Origin of the sequence: Chitinophaga lutea, assembly GCF_003813775.1 — a bacterium.
GTDB lineage: Bacteria > Bacteroidota > Bacteroidia > Chitinophagales > Chitinophagaceae > Chitinophaga > Chitinophaga lutea.
This window is the reverse complement of the sequence record NZ_RPDH01000002.1, coordinates 26,027-46,493: the sequence shown is the minus strand read 5'-3', so window position 1 is coordinate 46,493 and position 20,467 is coordinate 26,027. Positions and strand designations below refer to the sequence as shown.

Here is a 20,467-nt window from a genome sequence, read left to right as displayed (position 1 = left end):
TCCGCACCCGTAAAACTCAAATATAAGGCTTAAATAAAAAGCGGCGGAAAAATCCTCAGGGATGGTCTGCATGGGGAAACGCCTGTAAAACATATGCATGCAGCCGATCCACAGTACCGCTTACATCATGCCATAAACGCAGCCAGCGCTTCCGCTACTGCTTCCGGCTGCTCCTCCGGGGAAAAATGACCGCTGCCGGGAATGATTTTGCCGGTAACGTCCCGCAGCCCGCTTTTGCGGAAGCCGTTGACGTAATCGTTTATATCGCCGGGCTCCTTCTCCCCTCGTACGTACAGCAGCGGAATGCCGGGCGACGAGGTGCCGGCATTATCCTTTTCATCCTGTGGAAACGCCCGGTACCAGTCGAAACTGGTTTTCAAAGCCGCCGGTTCCCGGTAGGCCTCCGCATGGGCAATGCGGTTGGATGCGGGAATGACGCCGGGCGCAGCCGCCAGCGTATTGTAGAAATAATCAAACAGCAGCTTTTGTTTGCCCGCGGCCAGTGCTTCCGGTAGTGCCGGCACGGCATAAAACGCAAAATGCCATATGTTGGGATTCTTTTTCACTTCCTCCCAGGGCGCAATACCGGGCACGGCGGTATCCAGGATCACGGCCCGCGACAAACGCTGCGGGAAATGACGGAGGAAAGCATACACCACCATGCCGCCGATGTCGTGGCCGGCCAGCAGCACCTCCTTTACACCGAGTCGTTCCATCAACCCGTCCAGGCAGGCGGCAATGGATTTTTTATCGGCGGGGCTATTCCCTTTCGATGCGCCGATACCGGGAAGGTCCACAGCAACCACGTGAAACCGGTCGCTCAACAGCGCCATCACCCGTTCAAACGATAGCCAGGATCCGGGATAGCCGTGAAGCAATATGATGGTGCGGGCCTCGCCGTTACCGGCTTCCACGATATGTATCGAAGCACCGTCAACGGTTACCTGCCGGTGTGCTGGAGCAAAGGGTTTCATATTGTTGCTATTTTGAAATATAACATTTCAAAAACTGTGCTGCATTCCTGCGGCCGGCACAGCTGTTTCAACGCTTGTGCCGTGTTCACCTACGATAAACGGATGCTGAACCGCCCGTCTGTTAACCGGAATCCCCTGCTCGTTAATTCAGCACCCGCCACTGCTACCGGGTTTTTCATCTTTGTCGGGTAATCCAAAAAAACCTCAAAAAAATGAAACAGTTTATTTCTTCCGCCGCGCTGGCGGTATGCGCCGCCGGCCTCATGCTGGGCGGTTGTCAGAAACCATCGGGTGTAATCGTCAACAAAGGATTTGACGCCGCGCTCTTTGCGAAGAACATGCGCGAAGGCCTCAATGGGAAAACGGTGGGCTGGTCGTTCGCCATCTCGCAGAACGGAAAGATCGTGCAAATAGATGCGGACGGTAAAGCCCGCCTCAGCACCAACGACAATGAAGTGACCTACACGCCCGTCACCCGCCAGGCCACCGGCAGCTGCAGCAAAACCATCTCCGCACTCGCGCTGCTGGGCGCGCTCGAAGCCAACGGCGACGACGAAGACGCTTACCTCGCAGACCTGCTGCCTTCATCCTGGACCATTCCCGACGAAAACCGCAAGATCAAGGTGTCGCACATGCTGGCGCACAAAGCCGGCCTGAAATATTTCGGCGACGACTATGCATCACTGCGCAAAACGATGGAGACCAAAACCACCGGTTACGGGCAGAACCTCGACCGGAAATACGACAACGTCAATTTCCTGCTGTGCCGGGTGCTGATCCCCTGCGTGGTGAATGGCAAACAGACGTATGCGAACATGACCGACGAGGCGGCGGATGAAGCCGTATCACAGGCCCACCGCGATTATGTACGTACTAAAATATTCAAGGTGGCAGGGCTTCCCGACTGGCAGAAGATCAACATCGGCCCCTGGAACGCCAACGGTCCTATTTCGTCAAAATCCCCGGACCGGCAGATGACGATGTACTACAATTTCTCCAAGCCCACCCTGCCCGGTATCATGGTGTACACCAGCTACAAAGAAGCCGGCGCCGGCGGATGGTTCCTGAACTCGCCCGAAATGACGCAGGTGCTGTTGACCGCGGAGGCCGGAAAATACGTTTCCACCGGCATGCTGGGGCGGATGAAGACGCTGCTGATGGGCTACGACGGGGTGGTTCCCGGCAAACACGGCAACTATTACTGGAAAAACGGGTATTGGTTTGATAATGACATGCGGGGCATCTTTACCTATGTGATGCATTTCCCCAACAACGTGCAGATCGCCTGGCACACGAATTCCATCCAGACCGGTATCGTCGACCCCTTCGGGCTGGCCGGCAGGGCGTACGACAACGCCTGGAGATAGGGCTCAGCTCTTTTTAAGGCCGCCCGCAGTACCCTCGGGCGGCCTTTTTTGCGCCCACATGTATTGAAAGAAGGCCCTCCGGCATGGGTATTGCCCCAGGCGCCCGGCTGGCGGCCCACCACAAGATCTGCACATTTTATATTCCCGGCACGCCTTACATTTGCAATGTAAATGCAAAAAAAGGAACATGATCAGCGAAGTCCTGGCCTATATCAACAATCATCTCGACAGTAAGATCACTTTGGAGGTACTATCCAACGTAACAGGATATTCCCCCCATCATTTACACAAAAAACTCAGCGCCGAGCTGGGCACCAGCTTGGGAAAATACATTCAGCACCAGCGACTGCATGCCGCGGCTTATTTTCTGGCGTTGACCAGGATGCCGCTGAACGATATCAAACACCATGTAGGATTTGAAGATAACAGCGCTTTTAGCAGGGCGTTCAGGCAATTGTACCGTGTATCCCCGCTTCAGTACAGAAAGTCTAAAAAGCATCAGCAGGAATTCCCGCTGCAGACCTTTAAATATATCTCAGCGAACGGCGTGACAACCAGGGAAAGAAAAAAAGCAGCGCGCGTTTTCCCTTCAAGGGGGGATTATTTTTCCGAGCGTGTGTACGCGATATGGAACGACGCAGCGGCCTATATCGCGTCCGTCAATAAAACCCCCGAAGATTTTGAATATTACGCCATCCTGCACGAATGCCCGCACATGACCGGTAATCAAGAATGCCGGTACGACGCCGCCATTGTCCCGAAAGGATTCGAGCTTCCCGCCGAGCCCTTTTTACAGACAAACGTGCTGGAAGGCAACTACATCAGGTTCAATTTTTGCAGCAAAGTGCAGGACTATCATGCAGTGAGCACGGAAATCAACAGCTGGCTGGCCAAAGAGGCCGGCGTACAGCACCGCCACGGTGTTTCCTATTTTAAATTCGATACCCTTCCGGATCCCGGGAATATCGACAATCTGTTCATTCACTGGTACCTCCCGATAGCGTAATTCCATAACAAACAACATATGAAAAGAAGAGTAGTAGCATCCCTATGCTGTTTAGGGGTGGCAGGACTTGTTTTTGCCTTTGGCGACCTTTTGATCGACCAGGAAAATGTGATTTTCAAAGCCGATCTCGAACCTGAAAAATTTTCGGCTCTGACCACTTCCACGTCTTATTTGTGGTGGGCAGGGCGTGGATTCGCAGGGGTTTTTCTGGAGATGATCGGTACGGTGGGACTTTATCTCCATCTGAAAAACTCGAAAGCGGAAAAGTGGGCCTTCGCCGGGCTGTTGCTCACGCTTACGCATCAGATGCTGGGGATGGGCGTATTTGCGATTGCGGTCTTTTTATTCCCGGCAGCGGGACACCTATTCCAGGAAGGCGTACAGGGCGCCATTCCCTTTGTTACGATGAAAGGCGCCCTGGGTGGGTTCTTCGCCCTGTCGCTTATCACTACCATGGCAGGTTTGTTTTGCATGGCGGTGGCGATACAAAAGAGCGGCAAACTCCCGAAGCTTTCCGGCTGGACAGCGCTGCTCGGTTTTGCACTGATACCGGTCCCCGGCGTTTTCGTGCAGTTTTTTGCAAATGCCCTCTGGTCCGCGGCGTATTTCTGGATGGCATATTACATCTATCAAACAAAAAACGGCAGAGCAGCAGGGATCAAAATATTGGCGTCTTAAACAACAGATGCCAATATTTAAGAACCAGTAAGCTGTTTACTTTTTACTTTAACCTCTCTTCGTGCGCAGCGACAGGCCGCTCAGGGCCGCGCCGGCCAGGCCCAGTACAAGGGCGACAATAGCCCCCGCCTTTCCGCTGCCCGAACCGTAAACCGCCCCTGCGGAGGCGCCGAGATGCACCACGCTGAGGATAATGGCTATCCCGCCCAGTAACAGGGCAATGATGGCTTGTGTTCGCAGACTGCCGCCGTTTCCGGCGCCGGAATGGCCGGCCGCCTTCGAGCGGGCTTTGACCCGCCATCCCATCACCAGGCTTGCGAGCGCGATCACCGCCCCCACCAGCGACCTGGCCCTCCCGGCGGTAATGCCGGTAACAGCCGGCGACGAGCCATCGGGCGTTGTTTGTGCAACCACCGCTCCCGCCGCCAGAACAAAAAGAAGGAGCGCGAGGCATGCCGGTAAAATAAACGGGAAACATTTGTCCGATATGGTTTTGCCCTGTGAAGTCATATGCTCTTTTTTAAACAAAGCTACGCCCGGTGCCGCCGGCAAAATTGGAAAATCGCGACATTTTTCAGTGGCCGCTCAGGGGTTAAATTCCTCAAACGCCCGGTAATCGGCCGCGTCTTTTTGATGTGTGAAAAATGCTTTCGGGTTATACCCGGAAAACAACCGGAAGTCGTGAATAAAATGGGACTGATCGTAATAGCCGCAATTGTATGCCATTTCGGTCAGGGACGAGGGTCGCTTGTCAAATCCCTTTATCACCGCATTAAACCGCGCAATTCGCTGGAACTGTTTGGGACTATACCCCGCATAATGAACAAATTTCCTTTCAAACTGCCGGCGGGATAAATAGCAGCTGTCCGCCAGCGCCGGGATGGATAATGCCGTGGAAGAAAAGAGTATCTGCCTTACCGAATGGAAAACAGGGCTTGCTGTTTCGCGGCTCTTTGCCAGCCGCTGCAGGATAAATTGCGAAATGAGCCTGGCGCGTTGCCGGTGGTCCGCTGCCGCGAGTACTTTTTGCTCGAGCAGCTGCCCTTCCCGGCCCAGCAGCGTTGCCGTATCCACAGCCTGATCGCTCAGCGCGTGCGCCGGCAAGCCGAATACGGCGGGAATCGCATAAGGGAAAAAGTATACGCCGAACAGGCAGAAATCGTTCAGCGTGTACAGCTTTTTAAAATGCTGCATCTGACCGGACAGTGCGGAGAAAGAAGTCTTATATCGGTCCGGTGCCGAGCCGTACAGGTCGAACTGCCCTTTACAGTAAAATACCCACTCCGGCGAGCTCTCTGCCAGCACGCGATGATGGAATGGTTTTTCTGCCGAGGCCGAACCGTCCAGCGCCCAGAAAAACTGGACGTATTCCGCAAGTTTAGCGGGCGGAGCGATTGTATGGTAGTTCATTGATCAACGTGTTGCGCTCAATGTTTGCAATATACGGAACCTGCCCCTAAACGTCACCCAACAACTGCATGGCAGCAACAAGCTGCCGCTTCGTTGATTTTCCAGGTTTTGGCAAACGAGGCCGGTGTTACAGAATTTTTCATCGCTGCCTGGTGAGCGCCCTGTCAAACGACCATCGGCCTCCTCCCTCGACAATGAGGAAAATGCTGCCTAACAGCATGGACCAATCGGTGCGGCTGCCGTGCATCATTTCCCAAAAACCGTCGTTGGCTAATACCGTGGCCTTTGTTGTGGCAATAGCCACCAGCATGATCGTGAGTAACGGAACGGCTGCGAGCCGGGTGAATAGCCCCACCAGCACCAATCCTCCGCAGATGATCTCAAAGCTGCCCACAAACGGGCCCAAAAATTCCGGGTTGGGCAAACCCGCCTTTGCAAAACGGCCGGCACCCAACGTCGCCGGGAACAGGAACTTCTGTATTCCCTCAGAAAGGAACACGGCCCCTACCATCAACCGGAGAAGCATGGTAGTGCCGGATAGGTTGGTACGTATGATTTTTTGAAGCATGTCGGTTCCGGATTTGCAGTTTGTTCCGATATGGGTAAAACACCATGCTGCAAATATCAGATAATAAATGCCCGGATTATGGTATAAAAGGCCTTTTTATGGTATATTTCAACATCGGCCGTCAGTGATGCATATAATGTCCATTGCCGTTCGCCCACTCGATGGATTCCGGCTGGATATTATAATTTTTTTTGACCTGGGCCGTGGCCAGCCGCTCCCCGGTTTTCACATCAAACACGGCAATGGTGCCGGCATTGATATCCGGCAGGTTCAGCATGTTGTTCTGCACGGCAACCACGTCCCTGCCCGATTTGGTCTTAAAGAAGGCCATATGGTGCGCTCCGGGATCAGACTGCAGGGTACGCACCACCTTTACCGCCGGTAGTGCGGCAATATCAAAAACCTTAACCACACCCGGCTTGGCAAAACTCACATATAGCAATTTTTCCGCGCTGACGTAAAATTCCAGTGCCCAACCCAAACCATGGTCACTACCGTCAAAAAATTTCGTGAATTCCCCGTAATTATTCGTTTTAGGATCACGGGGCGCGATCCACACATCCCCGCCCAACATCGTGGTGACAAGCGCATATGGGAGGAACCCATTGCGAAGGAGTAATACTTCAACCGGGCTGGAAGCCGGCGCGCCTGCATCAGCCACTTTGTAAGTTTTTATAAGAGAATAATTATCCGCATTTATCAACGTAACGGTACTGCCGACACCGGAGGTTAAACCGGGATGGATCGTGGAAGTTACCATCAACCGCCGCGTAGATTCGTTCATGGAGATTCCGTGCGGGTGCATGATGAACTTTGTGCTGTCGTGGTGCATATCCGCCTCGATGGTATGTATCAGCCTGTTGTCCGTTGCACGGAATACGCCAACGGTCCCGCCATGCTCATTCCCCCTGCCACCCATGAAGGTGACGAAATAACGGCCGTCATTGGTGAAGAACATATCTTCCCCCACCTGGTTCCCCCCTGTGTTGATCGGTTCCGCCTTGGCGATGTATGGCCTGCCGTCAGGGCCATGTTTCAGTTTCAGCTCGTAGAGGTACGGGAATCCCAGGGCCGTATTATACACTCTTTTCTGCCTTCTGTCGAAATAAATATGATGCGGCAGAACATCTTTTCCGAGCTCGATTCTACTAGTGATTTTGCCGAACTGCGGCGATTCCGGATCCAGTTCGATGATGGCGATACCATCCGAAACACCCGAAAGGTCGCGGTAATCAATAATAAAACTGGTTTGGGAAACATGGGGGGATCCAGGCGACTCATCACATCCGGGAAAACAAAACAGTGTTACAACAATGTACAGGAGCATTTTTTTCATAAGGCTTTCAATTTGGAAGTTAAAAATTCAAAAATATGATGTGCCACTGAGGTAATACTTCAGGTACAATCCGCATCTTTGCTGTGATAAGCCTAAATTCCTACGCACTGAAGATGCAGTCAGGTTAACCAGCGTGCGGCGCACGCGACTAAATTGCAGGCACCATTGACCTATTAACGCAAATTGTTGTCCCATGACGCCCTATTGTGAAGGCTGGGATTCCCTGTCTGTGGACAGGGACCGGTTGGAAAAAGTCGCCCATCATTTTCTCGCCCCGATTTCCGGCAAGCTGATTGAACCGTTGGTAAACCTCTCGGAGGGATACATTCTTGATGTGGCTACAGGTACCGGAGAGCCGGGCATTACACTGGCTGAAACAAATCCATTATTGCAGGTAGTGGGTCTTGATTTGTCGGCCCGGATGCTGACCGTGGCCGGTAAAAATGCGGTCAGGAGGAATGTGCCCAACTACTCGGTCTGTCAATCTGATGCAGGTGAAACCCCTTTTGAAGACGAGCGCTTCCATGCTATCATCTGCCGGAACGGCATCATGTTTTTCCCGGATCTGGCAAAGGCCCTGCGGGAAATGCACCGGTTGCTGAAACCCGGTGGCAGCATACACCTCTGTACCTGGGGGCAATTATCCAAAAACCTCTGGCTCGATATTGTATTGACGCAGGTATCCGCTGTAACTCAAGCCAAAGTCTACCGGACCTTCACTCCTGGCATGTTTTATTGCATGCAACCCGGCTTTACTACCGAATGGCTGGATATAAGCGGATTCCGGAGTATCACGGAACAGGAGCTTACCGGCATCGTCTCCTTCAACTCAATGGAAGAATACTGGGATTACGTTACCACCGTCAGTTCGGCAATTGTGGAAGCCCTGCGCAACTTGCCGCCAACTTCGCGGGAACAGGTGAAAAGATTGGTATTCGACCGTTTGTCTACCCATATAGTAAACGGCAGGCTGTATTTCCAGTGGACATCCAATATCACTACGGCTTTCAAATAACAAAACCGGCCTCACAGGATTCGTTCCCCGTTGCAGCGCGCTTGTAAAAATTGTACGGTACTATGTTTATGGAGCCATTCCTTCCATGCTATGCGCCCCGGCTCCGTTTTTCAGGATCCAGGCGCTGTTCAGCAGGTACGCTCCGCTGGTAACAACCAGTTCCCCTTCCTTCAAGCCGCTGCGCACCTCCGCTTCCTTTTTGTTCTGGATGCCCAGTTCTATCATCCTGTTCTCGTACCGGCCATCGCCAGTCTTTACCCATGCTGTGACCATATTGCCCATCAGGACAGCGGATTTTGGAATGACCAGGGTCCTCCGCTCGTTCCGGCGAACATTGACATAGGCCATCATACCCGGTTTCAGCAAGTATTTCCGGTTGGCGACGAGCAACCTGACCAGGCTGACCTTCTTATCCGTCTCCAGCACTGGATTGTCAAACACCGGGGTTACGGCGAATATTTCGCCGGGATATGCATCAAACTCGGCGGTAACAGCAGGTTTTTCGAACATCCATCTTAATTCGCCGGCATATACCTGGGCTTCAATCCAGAGCTGCGATAAATCGGCGATTCGAAACAGGGGCGTGCCCGTTTCCACGTATTGCCCTTCGCTCACCAAAAGCTCCGCCAGGGTACCCGGCGCGTCGCTGAAGAAAGTAGACAACGGGGATGCTTCCCGGGTCTTTTCCAGTGTGGCGATCTGCTCGTTCGTCAGCCCCCATAGCAGCAGTTTTTTCCTTGCCCCCGCTATCAATTGTTCCAATTGCATGGCATTGACCGGCTGCGACCGTTGCTGCAGCAATACCAGCAATTCGTTTTCATGGGACAGCAGCTCCTCGCTATAGATGGCATACAATGGCTGCCCGGCAGCTATCATTTGCTGCGGGTCCCGTACGAATAATTTATCCAGCCGGCCGCGGACACGGGATGTCACCACCGCGATTTTCCGTTCGTCGAAACCGGTGGTGCCCAACAATGTGGTGTATTCCGCCATGTTTTTCAATTTCACCGTATCCAGCCCGATGTTCGCGTATTGCTCGTCACGCTTTGAGAGGATAATCATGTTCGTCTCCATGCGCTTCTCCTGCTCCGCATGGCCGCCATGCTCCTGGTCATGAACCGCCGTTCCTTTATCGGTGCAGGACAGTGCGCCTGGTATGATAAGGCATAGTAAAAAAACAATTTTTATCCTGTTGTCTTTCATACACTCCCGGTTTAATATTGAATGATCGTTTCGCTGTCCGCGAGGAAAGCGGCGTCGCTGGCGATTCTTTCGTTTTCCGCCAGCCCTTCCAGTATTTCCACTTTGTCCCGGTTTCGATGCCCCACTTTTACCACTCTCGGGCGAAAAATATTGCTCCCGTCACCAGTGGCGCCAACCTGCACCCAGACAATAGCCGATTTACCCAGGTAATAGACACTGCTCGCCCGCACCATCAGCGACTTCACCGGCAAAGTCACGGCAGCGGAGATCAACGAATTTTGTTTTAAGATGCCGCCGTCATTGGAAATATACACCCGTGCCTGCGTGAATTTCTGCCCATGCCGGTATACCTGTTCAACCAGCCGGACAGTCGTTTTTATCGGCTTCCCGGGGAGCATTTCGCTGGTGATCGTGACGGCCTGCCCCGGGCGGATGTATTTTTCATTCTCCTTCGTAAACGCGATGATCCCCCAGGCTTCTTTGAAATCGTTGATCCAGAACAAGGTCTGACCTTTACTCACATACATGCCTTCCCGGATGCTTTCGTCAGGCAGCACGGAGCCCGGTACGGGAGACAATGATTTCCCCGCCTCACCCATATCGCCGCCCATGCTTCCGGAACTGCCGCCGTCCGCACTCATCTCTCCGGCAGCAGCGGGGGCGAACAGAATGTAACCTTCAGCGGGGCTGTATATCGGAATGGTGAGCGATGCGCTGCCGGCCAGCTCAATATGCCTTATTTGCGACGGCGTAAGGCCAGTCAGCTGCAATTTCCGCTTTGCCTCATTTTGCAGCAGGGTGTCCGAAGCCTGCCGCATGATGTAGAGATATTCTTCCATGTATGTATTCAATTCAGGGCTGTACAGCTCAAGCATCTTTTCTCCCTTATGGATATACTGGTAATTGTACTTCACATACAACCGCTCAATCCGCCCTCCCACCCTGATCGGCACCGTACGGTTCCGGCGCGTGTCAAACGTGATGTATCCATTGCCGGACACGGCGAAATCGACGGTGCCAAAAGACGGTTCCTCCGCCTTTTGACGGGCGATCACTGTTTGATTGGCAGGCAACGAGAGCCAGTAAGTTTCATCCCGCGCTCCATGCCGCATGCCGCCGGTGTCAACAGGCAAACCGGGTTGAGGCCCGCCCTGCCGCCGGTCGCCGGCGCTGCATGCCCATATCGCAACTATTGACAGCATGGCGACGCTCCGGATACAAATGGCCACCCACCGGCTGCTTCCATATCGTTTTGTATCGTTCATGGTTATTTTATCGCGCTTTGATACTCGAATTCCGATTGCATCGTGAACACCTGGCCGAGCTTTTCCGCCCGTTCGAGCTCCTTCATCAACAACATATTCCACGCATCCAGCAACACAAACAGACTCCCCGTATTCTGCCGCCACGCCAGCAGGCTGGCGTCGAGATTTTTCCGGTAAGCCGGCAGGATATTCCTGTCGTAATTGTCCAGCTGCCTGTTTTCAGCCAGCAACATGGCGGCCTTTTCGCGGATCATCTGGCGAGCCATCAGTTGCATGGTCGATTTTTCCGATTGCATGGCTTCAATTTCAAAGCCCATCGACCTGACGTCAGACCTGTACATTTTCGACGCCCAGGGTGCGATGGGAATGGTCATCATTCCCATGATGGAAAATTGATCCGGCATACCCAGCATCTTCCCATGGGTAACCTGGACACCGAACTCAGGTTTGGAGCCCGTGGCCGCCGTTTTTTGACTGAACCGCATGGACCGGATGCGGCTTTCGGCGGCAAGAATGTCGCTCCTCTGAAACGCCGCGCTATCCAGGGTCGCCGGATACCGGGCGCCATAGTCCTGCGGGAGCAATAACGTATCAATAAGAAATCCCGCATCGCGGTTCATCAGGGTATTCAGGCCGATATTGCATTCAGCTACCTGCGAAACGAACATGGTTTCCATATTGGCCAGTTCGCCCAGCAGGGCTTCCGCTTTAAAGATGACAGGCAGCTCGGCCTGGTTATACTTGTACTTGTCCTTCCCGGTCTTTATCAGCATTCGCAGCAGGTCCTCGTACTCCCTGACGATATTGATCTTTTTCTCTGCGGTATAGCGCCGGTAGTAGTAGAGCTTCGCGGCCAGGTGCAGTACGTTTTTCTGCCACTCCCTGTCATTCCGGAAAACTTCCTCCAGTGACGCGAGGTAATTTTTCCTGGCATTCAGCCGGGACGGGTTGGGTATCATCTGCTGCACGGAGAGCATGATGCCGGCCTGGTTATCGGGAATTTTTTCCTTCAGCATGGATACGCGGTAGGGAAACCGGTCGAGCGCAAATGCGACGGTGGGCGGCATCCAGGCCTTTGCGCCACCGGCCATCGATCGGAGCGCCGCAATCTTCGAATCGTATATCTGCAGCGATGGGTAATTTCTGTCAAGCGCGGCCAACACGTCCTGCACGCCAAGCCTTGGAAGTGGCTGCGCTTCGGCGGCGTTTTCCATCAACCGCAATAACAGGACATATATCAGGATGCGCTTCATCTTTAATTCGGGTATTTACGTTTTAACGGATACGGTGGCCGGCCGGCCATATTTTTTCAGCTCCCGTTCTTTTATCAGGTGATAAATCACCGGCAGTACGATCAACACGAACAATGTGGCAGTGATAAGGCCAAAAACGAACGGGATCGCAATTGGTTTCATTACGTCGCTGCCCGTACCGGTTGAAACCAATACCGGTATGAGGCCGAAAATGTTTGCCAACACGGTCATCAGCAGGGGGCGCACGCGCTGCGTGGCGCCTGTCAGGAAGGTTGCCTTCAGATCTTCCCTGGTGACCGGGGCGGCCATTTTGCCGCTTTCTTCCACGAGTTTCCTGATGGAATCGTTGAGGTAGGCGATCATCAGCACCCCCATTTCAACCGCCACCCCAAACAACGCGATGAAGCCGACCGCAACAGCCACGGAAAAATTGACCTGGTAATAATAAAGTGAATACACGCCGCCTATCAGCGCCACCGGTACGCTGATGAATATGATCGCCGCTTCCGTGAACGAATGAAAAGTGAAATATAATATAACGGCAATAAGCAGCAATACCACCGGGATGATAACGGCCAGCCGTTGTTGCGCCCTTTCCTGGTTTTCATATTGCCCGCTCCACTCAATATAATATCCCTGCGGCAGTTGCCGGAAGGTCTCTTCTACCTTTTTCCTGGCATCGTTCACCACACTTCCCATATCCCTGCCGCGGACATTAAACAATACCGTGCCCCGCAGCATGGCATTTTCGGAATTGATCATCGGCGGCCCCTCCGCCACCTCCACGTCTGCCACTGACGAAAGGGGAATGACGCCGTACTTCATCGTTTGCACGGGTATGCGCCGGATCTCGTCAATATCGTCCCTGTACTCCTGCGCCAGCCGGAGGTTCACGCTAAAGCGCTCCCTTCCTTCCACCGTTGTGGTCAGGTTCATGCCGCCCAGCGCGCTTTCAATGACCATGTTCACATCATCTATGTTCAATCCATACCTCGCCGCGTCCGGCCTCCTGATCCTGATATCAAGGTATTTCCCCCCTGTCAGTTGCTCCACATACAGGTCAACCAGTCCGGGGATATCCTTCAGGGCCCCTTCGAGCTTACGCCCGATATCATAGATACTGTCGAGGTCCTTGCCGTATATTTTGACGCCCACATCCGTACGTATGCCCGTCGAAAGCATATTGATACGGTTGATGATCGGCTGCGTCCAGCCGACCACGACCCCGGGTATCTGTATCTTGTCACTCATCTCCCTGATGAGCTTTTCTTTCGTCATTCCTTTCCTCCATTTACTCTTGGGCTTCAGCACGATAATGGTCTCAATCATGCTGACAGGCGCGTTGTCGGTAGCGGTATAGGCGCGCCCGGCTTTCCCCAATACATTGTCCACTTCAGGAATCCCTTTTATGATCTTGTCCTGCAATTGCATGATCCGCTTCGCTTCCGAGTTGGAAACATCCGGTAATGTGACCGGCATCAATAACAACGAGCCTTCATCCAGCGGCGGCATAAATTCCGTTCCGAGATGAATGACCAGCGGCACGCTGCCGGCTACCAGGGCCAGGCACATCGCCAAAACGGTTTTACGCCAGGTAAGGCACCATCTTGCTACCGGTTTATAGATCGTAATGAAGAACCGGGACACCGGGTTCCTGCTTTCGGGGACCAGCCTGCACTGCATGAACGACCGGGTTAACATCGGGGCGATTGTGATGGCTAGAAAGGCGGCTCCCAGCAGGGAAAAAGTTTTTGTCAAAACCAGCGGCGAGAAAAGCTTCTTCTCCTGCCCCGTAAGGAATAGAACAGGCGCGAAAGAAATGATCATGATAATCACCGAAAAGAAAACAGGACGTCCCAGGGCCCGGGACGAGGCCTCGATGATCGAGACTCTTTCACTTTCCGGTATTTCCCGGGTGTGCCCGATCCGCTCTTTCTCTTTTACTGTTTTTCTCTCCGTCATACCGCATCGTTTTTATTTATGCTGAAGCACCCGGTTGGTTAATTGCCGGTAGGCGTTTTCAGCCATCACGATACTGGGATCTACAACATCCCCGATCGCCAGGGCGATGCCCCCGAGGGAAAGTATATTGGCCGTAATGCCGAACAGCTTCATCAACATGAACCCGATCAGCACGGAAAGCAGAATGCAAAAAACCGCGATCAGCCCGCTTCGTATGCTGAACAAGAAGAGGACTACGATAAAGCAGACAATCAAAACTTCCTGCCACAATGCTTCCTTCAGCGTGCCGATTGCACCCAGTATCAGATCGCTCCTGTCATACGCCGTTTTGAACCGGACACCCGGCGGAAGGCCTTTTTCAACATCCGCCATCCTTGCTTTCGCCCTTTCGATGACATCTTTGGCATTTTCCCCGAACCGCATGATCACAATGCCGCCCACCACTTCCCCTTCACCGTTTTCTTCTACAATACCCAGGCGAACTTCCGAGCTCATCTGCACCTCCGAAACATCACTCAATTTGATGGGAATGGATTTATAAGTGCCTACCGGTATTTCCCGAATATCCTCCAGGCCAGTGATATACCCCGCTCCCCTGATAAGGTAACCCGTGGCGTTCATTTCATACATGCTGCCGCCGGCATCCCGGTTGTTGGCCGCCACGGCGCGGGTCACATCCATCAGCGATACGCCGTAATACACCAGCTTGTGGGGATCAACGGTCACCTGGTACCTTTTTTGAAAACCGCCGAAAGAAGCCACTTCGCTCACGCCCTCAACATTCTGCAGCGCGAATTTTACGTACCAGTCCTGCAAAGCCCGCAGCTCGCCCAGATTATATCCCTTGCCTTCGAGGGTGTACCAGAAAACATGCCCCAGCCCCGTGCCGTCAGGCCCCAGGCTGGGTGTGACGCCCTGGGGCAAAAACCGCTGTGCGTAATTCAGTCGCTCCAGTACTCTTGTGCGCGCCCAGTAGATATCCACGTTGTCCTTAAACACCACGAATATGAAACTCATGCCGAACATGGATGTTGCCCTGATGGATTTGATGCGTGGGATCCCCTGCAGGTTCGATACCAGGGGATAGGTAACCTGATCCTCGATAATCCGGGGGTTGCGGCCCATGTATTCCGTAAAAATGATGACCTGGTTTTCCGACAGGTCCGGCAATGCATCCACCGGCGTTTCCCTGATGGAGTAAACACCCCCGGCAACTATCAGCATAATCCCCAGCCACGCAAAAAAACGGTTATGAATCGACCAGGAAATGATTTTCTCAATCATTGTTACGGATTTAACGGAATGGGTATGGGATATCGGTGATTGCCGGCAGTACGCTATTTGCCGGCGTTTCGTAAAATCCAGTTCACTTTGTACATTTTATGAAAACTGTCATAGGCATGCAACCCGGAGTCGTATGCCATCGCAGCATCAAGCCCGTCATGGAATTTGTGATTATCAGGGAAGGCTGCTTTGAGATTCGATTTCGTCAATGGCTGCGGCGCCGAAAATGCATCCTTGCTGAAGTAATATTCCGGCGGATATTTGTCCGTCTCCCTGGGAGAATGGGCGATGTGCTTATACTCGTATAGCAGGATGGGCTCATCCGGGTTCAGCAACAGGTATTCCTTCCCGCCAACGAACCTGAACACCTTCCCGTTCGTATCCTTGAAACCGTACGTCGCGTTTTTATCGAGCGTATAGGTCCGGCCATTGTGCCTGACCTTTATTTCGCCGCCCTTCAATAAAATATTCCTCCTTATCTTGTGCTTTTCGGTTTTGTAGTTGATTGCGTAGGTCAGTTTCCTTTGCTGGAAGTCGGTGGCTGTACGGTAAATACCGCTACTGTCTTTTTGGGCCATGGCCGGGGAAAAGGCAAACAGGATACCGGCAAGTATGAGAATTGGATTTCGCTTTTTCATATTAAATGCTTTTATTGTTGTTCATTGATGCCGCTGTTACCGCAGGCGATAATGACAGGATTCAATATATAGCGGTTCCCGGTTTGCAGTGCTTCGTCCTGACCTGATCTTTACGTGAAATCTGTATTAAAACTAGGATTATAAACGTTCTTATTCATTGACGCCTGTCAACACCCGCAGTGATTGTCATCAACGGGCGCGGAGGCTTTCAACGCGTTGTTGTCAGCATTCTCCGGGCTTTAAAAATCGCGCTATTTTCATGGATAACCGGTTCCGGAGAACCGGTTGCCGCCCAAACCATTACACCCCGGCATTGCCGGCAGCCGAACAAGACTTTTATGAAAATCACAACATTCCTCGCCGCCATCTGCCTCTGCCTGACCGCGTCCGCAGCCTTTGCGCAACAAAAGCCCAATATCATCCTGGTGCTGACAGACGATATGGGCGTGGGCGACATCGCCTGTTACGGCGGCAGCCTCGTCCCAACCCCGCACCTCGACAGGATGGCCGCCGAAGGCATCCGTTTTACGCAATACTACAGCGCCTCGCCTATCTGTTCCCCTTCACGCGCCGGCCTCCTCACGGGCAGCTATCCCGCCCGGTGGAACATCACCAGCTACCTGCAAACCCGGAAAGGCAACGCGGCATGCGAACAGGCGGACTTTCTCCGGGCGGATGTTCCCACCGTTGCCAAACTGCTGAAAAGTGCCGGGTATCATACCGGACACTTCGGCAAATGGCACCTCGGCGGAGGCCGGGACGTAAAAAACGCGCCCTCCATTCAGGCATATGGTTTTGATGAATACAGCAGCACCTGGGAAAGCCCCGACCCGGATCCGCTGATCACCGCGGAGAACTGGATCTGGTCGAAAACAGACAGCGTGAAACGCTGGGACCGTACCGGGTACTTCGTAGACAGAACGCTGGCATTTCTCGCCAAACACAAAGGCCAGCCCTGCTTTATCAACCTCTGGCCGGACGATGTGCATACCCCCTGGGTAGCCGACGAAAAGGACATGCAGCGATACCCGGAAGGCGCGCAGGGACGGCGGCAGTTTGAAGCCGTCATGAAAAATTATGACCGCCAGATGGGCCGCTTGATGGAAGGATTGAAGAAACTCGGGATCGATCAGCACACGATCGTCGTTTTCACGTCTGATAACGGCGCACTGCCCACGTTCGATACCCGCTCCGGACAATACAGAGGCTCGAAGCTGTCGCTGTACGAAGGCGGCATCAGGATGCCGCTGATCGTGCGGTACCCTGGCGCCACGAAGGGCGGGCGGGTAGACAGCGTTTCCATATTGAGCGCTACGGATATGTTGCCCACGTTCTGCAAACTGGCCGGCGTCAAACAGGTGCCGCAACCGGCCGTCGACGGTGTGGACCGCGCGGATGTGCTGCTGGGAAAGCCGTCCCCGCGCGAACGCACCCTGTTCTGGGAGTATGGGCGCAACGACAGTACTTTCGGTTATCCGCGCGGCAAAAACCGCAGCCCCTCAGTTGCGGTACGGCAGGGCAAATGGAAACTGCTGGTGAATGCGAATGGCGCCGGTGCGGAACTATATGATCTTGAAAAAGACCCGGGCGAACAACACGATCTATCCAGGCAACACCCCGCTGAAACGGCACAATTGACTGGGAAGGCATTGGCCTGGTTCAGGGCGCTGCCGGCGCTGAGAAAGTGATCAGTCAACTAGAAGCCCAGAAAGTACCGGCTGTCCGTTCCGGCGAACAACACCGGCCTCATGCAGCCTCCCCAATAACGGCAACACTTCTTTGGAATAGAAGGGTTCTTCCGTACACCAGAAAACATAATTCAACCGCAGGTAATGCTGTGCGAAGTCCAGGATTTCAGCCAGTTTAACGGTATCTTTCGTTTTGTCGTTGATTAAGTTGTAATTGCCGTCCTGAACGGCTGCGCCGGTAGGCACAATGCCCGACAGCTCCCTGATCAAGGGGTAACTGTTTTTCATCTGCATTCTGCGGTACACTTTAATGTCGGGACCTCCCATACCTACTTTCATTTCCCGCGCATAGTCATAGAGTGGCTTCAGGTAACCGGTCCCGCCAGGCATAAAGTTGGCGTACAGGATGGGCACCGATCGCTTAAAATAGTCCCGCAGCGCTTTCATATTGTTTTTCTGGGCCACCAGGTATCTTTCATGACTGTAACCAGCAGGCGGCTTTTTTTCCGAAACGTCGATGGATGTTTCAGGCAGGTTGATGCCTTCAATGCGCCCATCGAATTTTTCCGCCAGTTGCTGCAGCAGTTTGTGGTAGCGGGCCGCCACATTCGGGTCCCACCGGCGGGCGTACCATCCGCCGCACCGATCCTGCCCGTTTTCCAGCGTTACGCATTGACGCTCTTCTCCTCCGTGATAGGCAGTATCGGTAGTCAGGTATTCCGGTACGGCGTGGTTCTTCTCCCAAAAGGTTACATCCTGTACCTGGATGAACAATTTCTTGCCGTTTGATTTCAGAAAATTCAGGTCGTCCTCAATTTCACTGAAATCATACACATCCTTCGCGCGTTCCAGCTGCCGCCAGGCGTACGTTATTTGTGCGCCCTCGATGCCGGGGTGCAACAAAAAAGCAGTATCGGTATGGATTTTTTCCCTGTCCCGCGAAAAGAAAATATAATGCCTGACAGGCGTAACCGTTGTATCCATGCTGGCTTTCACCGGCAACAGGCGGTTAGCGGTCCATCCGGGGTGTACGTTTCCGGATGCCGACAATGATAAACCGACACCGATCATAACGTTTGTCAAGGTTCTCATGATGATTGATATGTGACGAAGGTACAACACCATGGCATGATGTAATTTCCGGCCTGCCGGGTGATGTTGTTATCCGTCAGTATTTTCCGGCGGTCTCCTTATTATACCTGTTTTTATACTCCTGTGGCGACAGTCCAGTAATCTTGCGGAACACTTCCCGGAAGGCCTTTACATCCGAATAACCCACTTCGTACATCACCTCGTTAACGGTTTTCCGGGTGCTTTCCAGCGCCTTTTTCGCCGACTCGATCTTCACCCTTTGCGCGTATTCCACAGGGGTATTACCGGTAGCCCTGATAAACCGCCTGTCGAAATTCCTGCGGCCGGTGGCGAACTTTGAAGACAGGCCTTCCACAGAGATTTTTTCGTCGATATTGTTCTCAATGTAAGCCTGGGCCTGCTGCACCATGGTATCGCCATGTTGTTTCTGCCCTGTGAAGATGGCAAATGACGACTGGCTGTTCCTGTCCATTTCTATCTGGAACACTTTGGAACAGAAAATGGCCGTTTGCCTGTCGTAATATTTTTCAACGAGGTATATCAGCAGGTTCAGAAAAGAATAGGCGCCGCCATTGGTATAGATGCCTTTTTCATCCGTAATCAGTTTATCCGAATGCAGGTTCACTTCAGGATACATGTTCCTGAACCGGTCTGCGAACGCCCAATGCGTGGAACAGCTTCTGCCGTCCATAATACCCGTAGCCGCCAGGATAAAAGCCCCCGAGCACATGCTCGCTATTTCCGCGCCGGCCTTGTATTGCCGGTTTATCCAGTCGAACATGACCTGGCGGTCGGCCGTGTTTTCGCCCGGCATGGCGGACGGAATGATAATCAGGTCCGTTTTTGCGATATCCCCGATGTAGGTTTCCGGGCTGAGGGCCACCAGGTTATGGACGTATTGTGTTTTGGGAACGGTGGCCGCCACTACCAGCCGGTACCTGGGGGTGTTACCAGCCTGTACCCAGTACTCCCCGGCCCTTGAAAAGATCTCTACCGTGCCCAGTATGCAGGCGATGGTGCTGAGGTTGCACTGCCCCTCGGGATATAATAACGTGATGTGCTTCATCCGGAATGGTCTTTCAACAAAGGTAAGGATATACCCTGTCCAAATCAACCCGCCATAATGTCCATTTCACCACCGCTGCGTCTTTCGGATAGACACTACTTTTGTTTTACCACGAAGAACACAAACTCATCAAGCCAATACCACACTTTTAATCCATAAGATCATGACAGGAAATAACACCGCACAACAACAGGTATTCGTCAAAATGGTGCACGACGCCTGGCATTCCAAACTCGGCCAGTTCGACAAACTGTTATCCGAGCTATCGGACGAACAGCTGCAAAAAGAAGTGGCCCCGGGCAGGAACAGGGGCATCTACCTGCTGGGGCATCTTACCGCGCTGGCCGATTCCATATTCCCTTTGCTCGGGTATGAGAAGATAGCCGAACACCTGTTCCAGCCATTCGTACACACGCCTGATAAACAAACCGGCGAATTGCCCGCTGTCAGCGAACTGCGGCAGGAATGGACCAGGGTAAAAACATCACTGGCGGAAAAAATGGCGGCCATTAGTCCGGAGGAATGGTTTCAAAGGCATACTTCCGTATCGCAGGAGGATTTTGAAAAAGAACCGCACCGCAATAAACTCAACGTTGTTTTAAGCAGAACGAGCCATTTTGATTATCATTTGGGACAACTGCAATTTTTAAAAACCAGGTAAC

Annotated in this window: 17 protein-coding genes and 1 pseudogene; 6 read left to right on the top strand and 12 right to left on the bottom strand. The window is 53.0% G+C overall.

Annotated features, from left to right (window positions below; all coding sequences use genetic code 11):
- Window positions 1-125: 125 nt before the first annotated feature.
- Window positions 126-974: an alpha/beta fold hydrolase gene (locus EGT74_RS12490; RefSeq protein WP_123846926.1), complete on the bottom strand. Its 849-nt coding sequence runs from the start codon at window positions 972-974 to the stop codon at window positions 126-128.
- A 212-nt stretch (window positions 975-1,186) separates the two neighbouring features.
- Here EGT74_RS12490 and EGT74_RS12485 point away from each other — a divergent pair, with 212 nt between their 5' ends.
- The 3 genes from EGT74_RS12485 to EGT74_RS12475 all read left to right on the top strand — a co-directional run bounded on the left by EGT74_RS12485 (window position 1,187) and on the right by EGT74_RS12475 (window position 4,025).
- Entirely contained in the window at window positions 1,187-2,341 is a 1,155-nt protein-coding gene (locus EGT74_RS12485) for a serine hydrolase (protein ID WP_123846925.1), read from the top strand.
- A 187-nt stretch (window positions 2,342-2,528) separates the two neighbouring features.
- Complete coding sequence (locus tag EGT74_RS12480; protein WP_123846924.1) at window positions 2,529-3,347, top strand: AraC family transcriptional regulator; 819 nt, start codon at window positions 2,529-2,531, stop codon at window positions 3,345-3,347.
- A gap of 18 nt (window positions 3,348-3,365) precedes the next feature.
- A complete protein-coding gene (locus EGT74_RS12475; protein WP_123846923.1) occupies window positions 3,366-4,025 on the top strand; it encodes a hypothetical protein in 660 nt (219 codons plus the stop codon).
- A gap of 48 nt (window positions 4,026-4,073) precedes the next feature.
- Here EGT74_RS12475 and EGT74_RS12470 read toward each other — a convergent pair whose 3' ends face one another.
- From EGT74_RS12470 to EGT74_RS12455, 4 genes are all read right to left on the bottom strand, one after another.
- Complete coding sequence (locus EGT74_RS12470) at window positions 4,074-4,535, bottom strand: DUF6223 family protein (RefSeq protein ID WP_123846922.1); 462 nt, start codon at window positions 4,533-4,535, stop codon at window positions 4,074-4,076.
- A gap of 75 nt (window positions 4,536-4,610) precedes the next feature.
- Window positions 4,611-5,435 carry a helix-turn-helix transcriptional regulator gene (locus EGT74_RS12465; RefSeq protein WP_123846921.1) on the bottom strand — a complete coding sequence of 275 codons (825 nt, stop codon included), beginning with the start codon at window positions 5,433-5,435 and terminating at the stop codon, window positions 4,611-4,613.
- Window positions 5,436-5,574: 139 nt separating this feature from the next.
- Window positions 5,575-6,003: a DoxX family protein gene (locus EGT74_RS12460; protein WP_123846920.1), complete on the bottom strand. Its 429-nt coding sequence runs from the start codon at window positions 6,001-6,003 to the stop codon at window positions 5,575-5,577.
- Window positions 6,004-6,124: 121 nt separating this feature from the next.
- Window positions 6,125-7,339 (bottom strand): YncE family protein, encoded by a 1,215-nt coding sequence (locus EGT74_RS12455; protein WP_123846919.1) that lies wholly within the window; start codon window positions 7,337-7,339, stop codon window positions 6,125-6,127.
- Between the two features lie 193 nt (window positions 7,340-7,532).
- Here EGT74_RS12455 and EGT74_RS12450 point away from each other — a divergent pair, with 193 nt between their 5' ends.
- Window positions 7,533-8,354 carry a class I SAM-dependent methyltransferase gene (locus EGT74_RS12450; protein WP_123846918.1) on the top strand — a complete coding sequence of 274 codons (822 nt, stop codon included), beginning with the start codon at window positions 7,533-7,535 and terminating at the stop codon, window positions 8,352-8,354.
- 66 nt (window positions 8,355-8,420) lie between these two features.
- Here the strand turns inward: EGT74_RS12450 and EGT74_RS12445 are convergent, their stop codons facing one another.
- The 5 genes and pseudogenes from EGT74_RS12445 to EGT74_RS12420 all read right to left on the bottom strand — a co-directional run bounded on the left by EGT74_RS12445 (window position 8,421) and on the right by EGT74_RS12420 (window position 15,959).
- A complete protein-coding gene (locus tag EGT74_RS12445; protein WP_123846917.1) occupies window positions 8,421-9,557 on the bottom strand; it encodes an efflux RND transporter periplasmic adaptor subunit in 1,137 nt (378 codons plus the stop codon).
- Window positions 9,558-9,568: 11 nt separating this feature from the next.
- The gene (locus EGT74_RS12440) at window positions 9,569-10,822 is read right to left on the bottom strand and encodes an efflux RND transporter periplasmic adaptor subunit (protein WP_123846916.1); all 1,254 of its coding nucleotides are present in this window, start codon (window positions 10,820-10,822) and stop codon (window positions 9,569-9,571) included.
- 2 nt (window positions 10,823-10,824) lie between these two features.
- A complete protein-coding gene (locus EGT74_RS12435; RefSeq protein WP_123846915.1) occupies window positions 10,825-12,075 on the bottom strand; it encodes a TolC family protein in 1,251 nt (416 codons plus the stop codon).
- 15 nt (window positions 12,076-12,090) lie between these two features.
- Window positions 12,091-15,321, bottom strand: a pseudogene (locus tag EGT74_RS27185) (efflux RND transporter permease subunit).
- A 53-nt stretch (window positions 15,322-15,374) separates the two neighbouring features.
- On the bottom strand, window positions 15,375-15,959 hold the full coding sequence (locus tag EGT74_RS12420) for a hypothetical protein (protein WP_123846912.1): 585 nt from the start codon (window positions 15,957-15,959) through the stop codon (window positions 15,375-15,377).
- A 338-nt stretch (window positions 15,960-16,297) separates the two neighbouring features.
- Between EGT74_RS12420 and EGT74_RS12415 the strand changes: the two genes are divergently transcribed.
- The gene (locus tag EGT74_RS12415; protein WP_123846911.1) at window positions 16,298-17,647 is read left to right on the top strand and encodes a sulfatase family protein; all 1,350 of its coding nucleotides are present in this window, start codon (window positions 16,298-16,300) and stop codon (window positions 17,645-17,647) included.
- Here EGT74_RS12415 and EGT74_RS12410 read toward each other — a convergent pair whose 3' ends face one another.
- On the bottom strand, window positions 17,648-18,739 hold the full coding sequence (locus EGT74_RS12410) for a hypothetical protein (RefSeq protein WP_123846910.1): 1,092 nt from the start codon (window positions 18,737-18,739) through the stop codon (window positions 17,648-17,650).
- A 76-nt stretch (window positions 18,740-18,815) separates the two neighbouring features.
- Entirely contained in the window at window positions 18,816-19,805 is a 990-nt protein-coding gene (locus tag EGT74_RS12405; protein ID WP_123846909.1) for a GlxA family transcriptional regulator, read from the bottom strand.
- Between the two features lie 163 nt (window positions 19,806-19,968).
- On the opposite strand from EGT74_RS12405, the gene EGT74_RS12400 reads away from it, so the two are divergent.
- Window positions 19,969-20,466 carry a DinB family protein gene (locus EGT74_RS12400; protein WP_123846908.1) on the top strand — a complete coding sequence of 166 codons (498 nt, stop codon included), beginning with the start codon at window positions 19,969-19,971 and terminating at the stop codon, window positions 20,464-20,466.
- Window position 20,467: the final 1 nt, after the last annotated feature.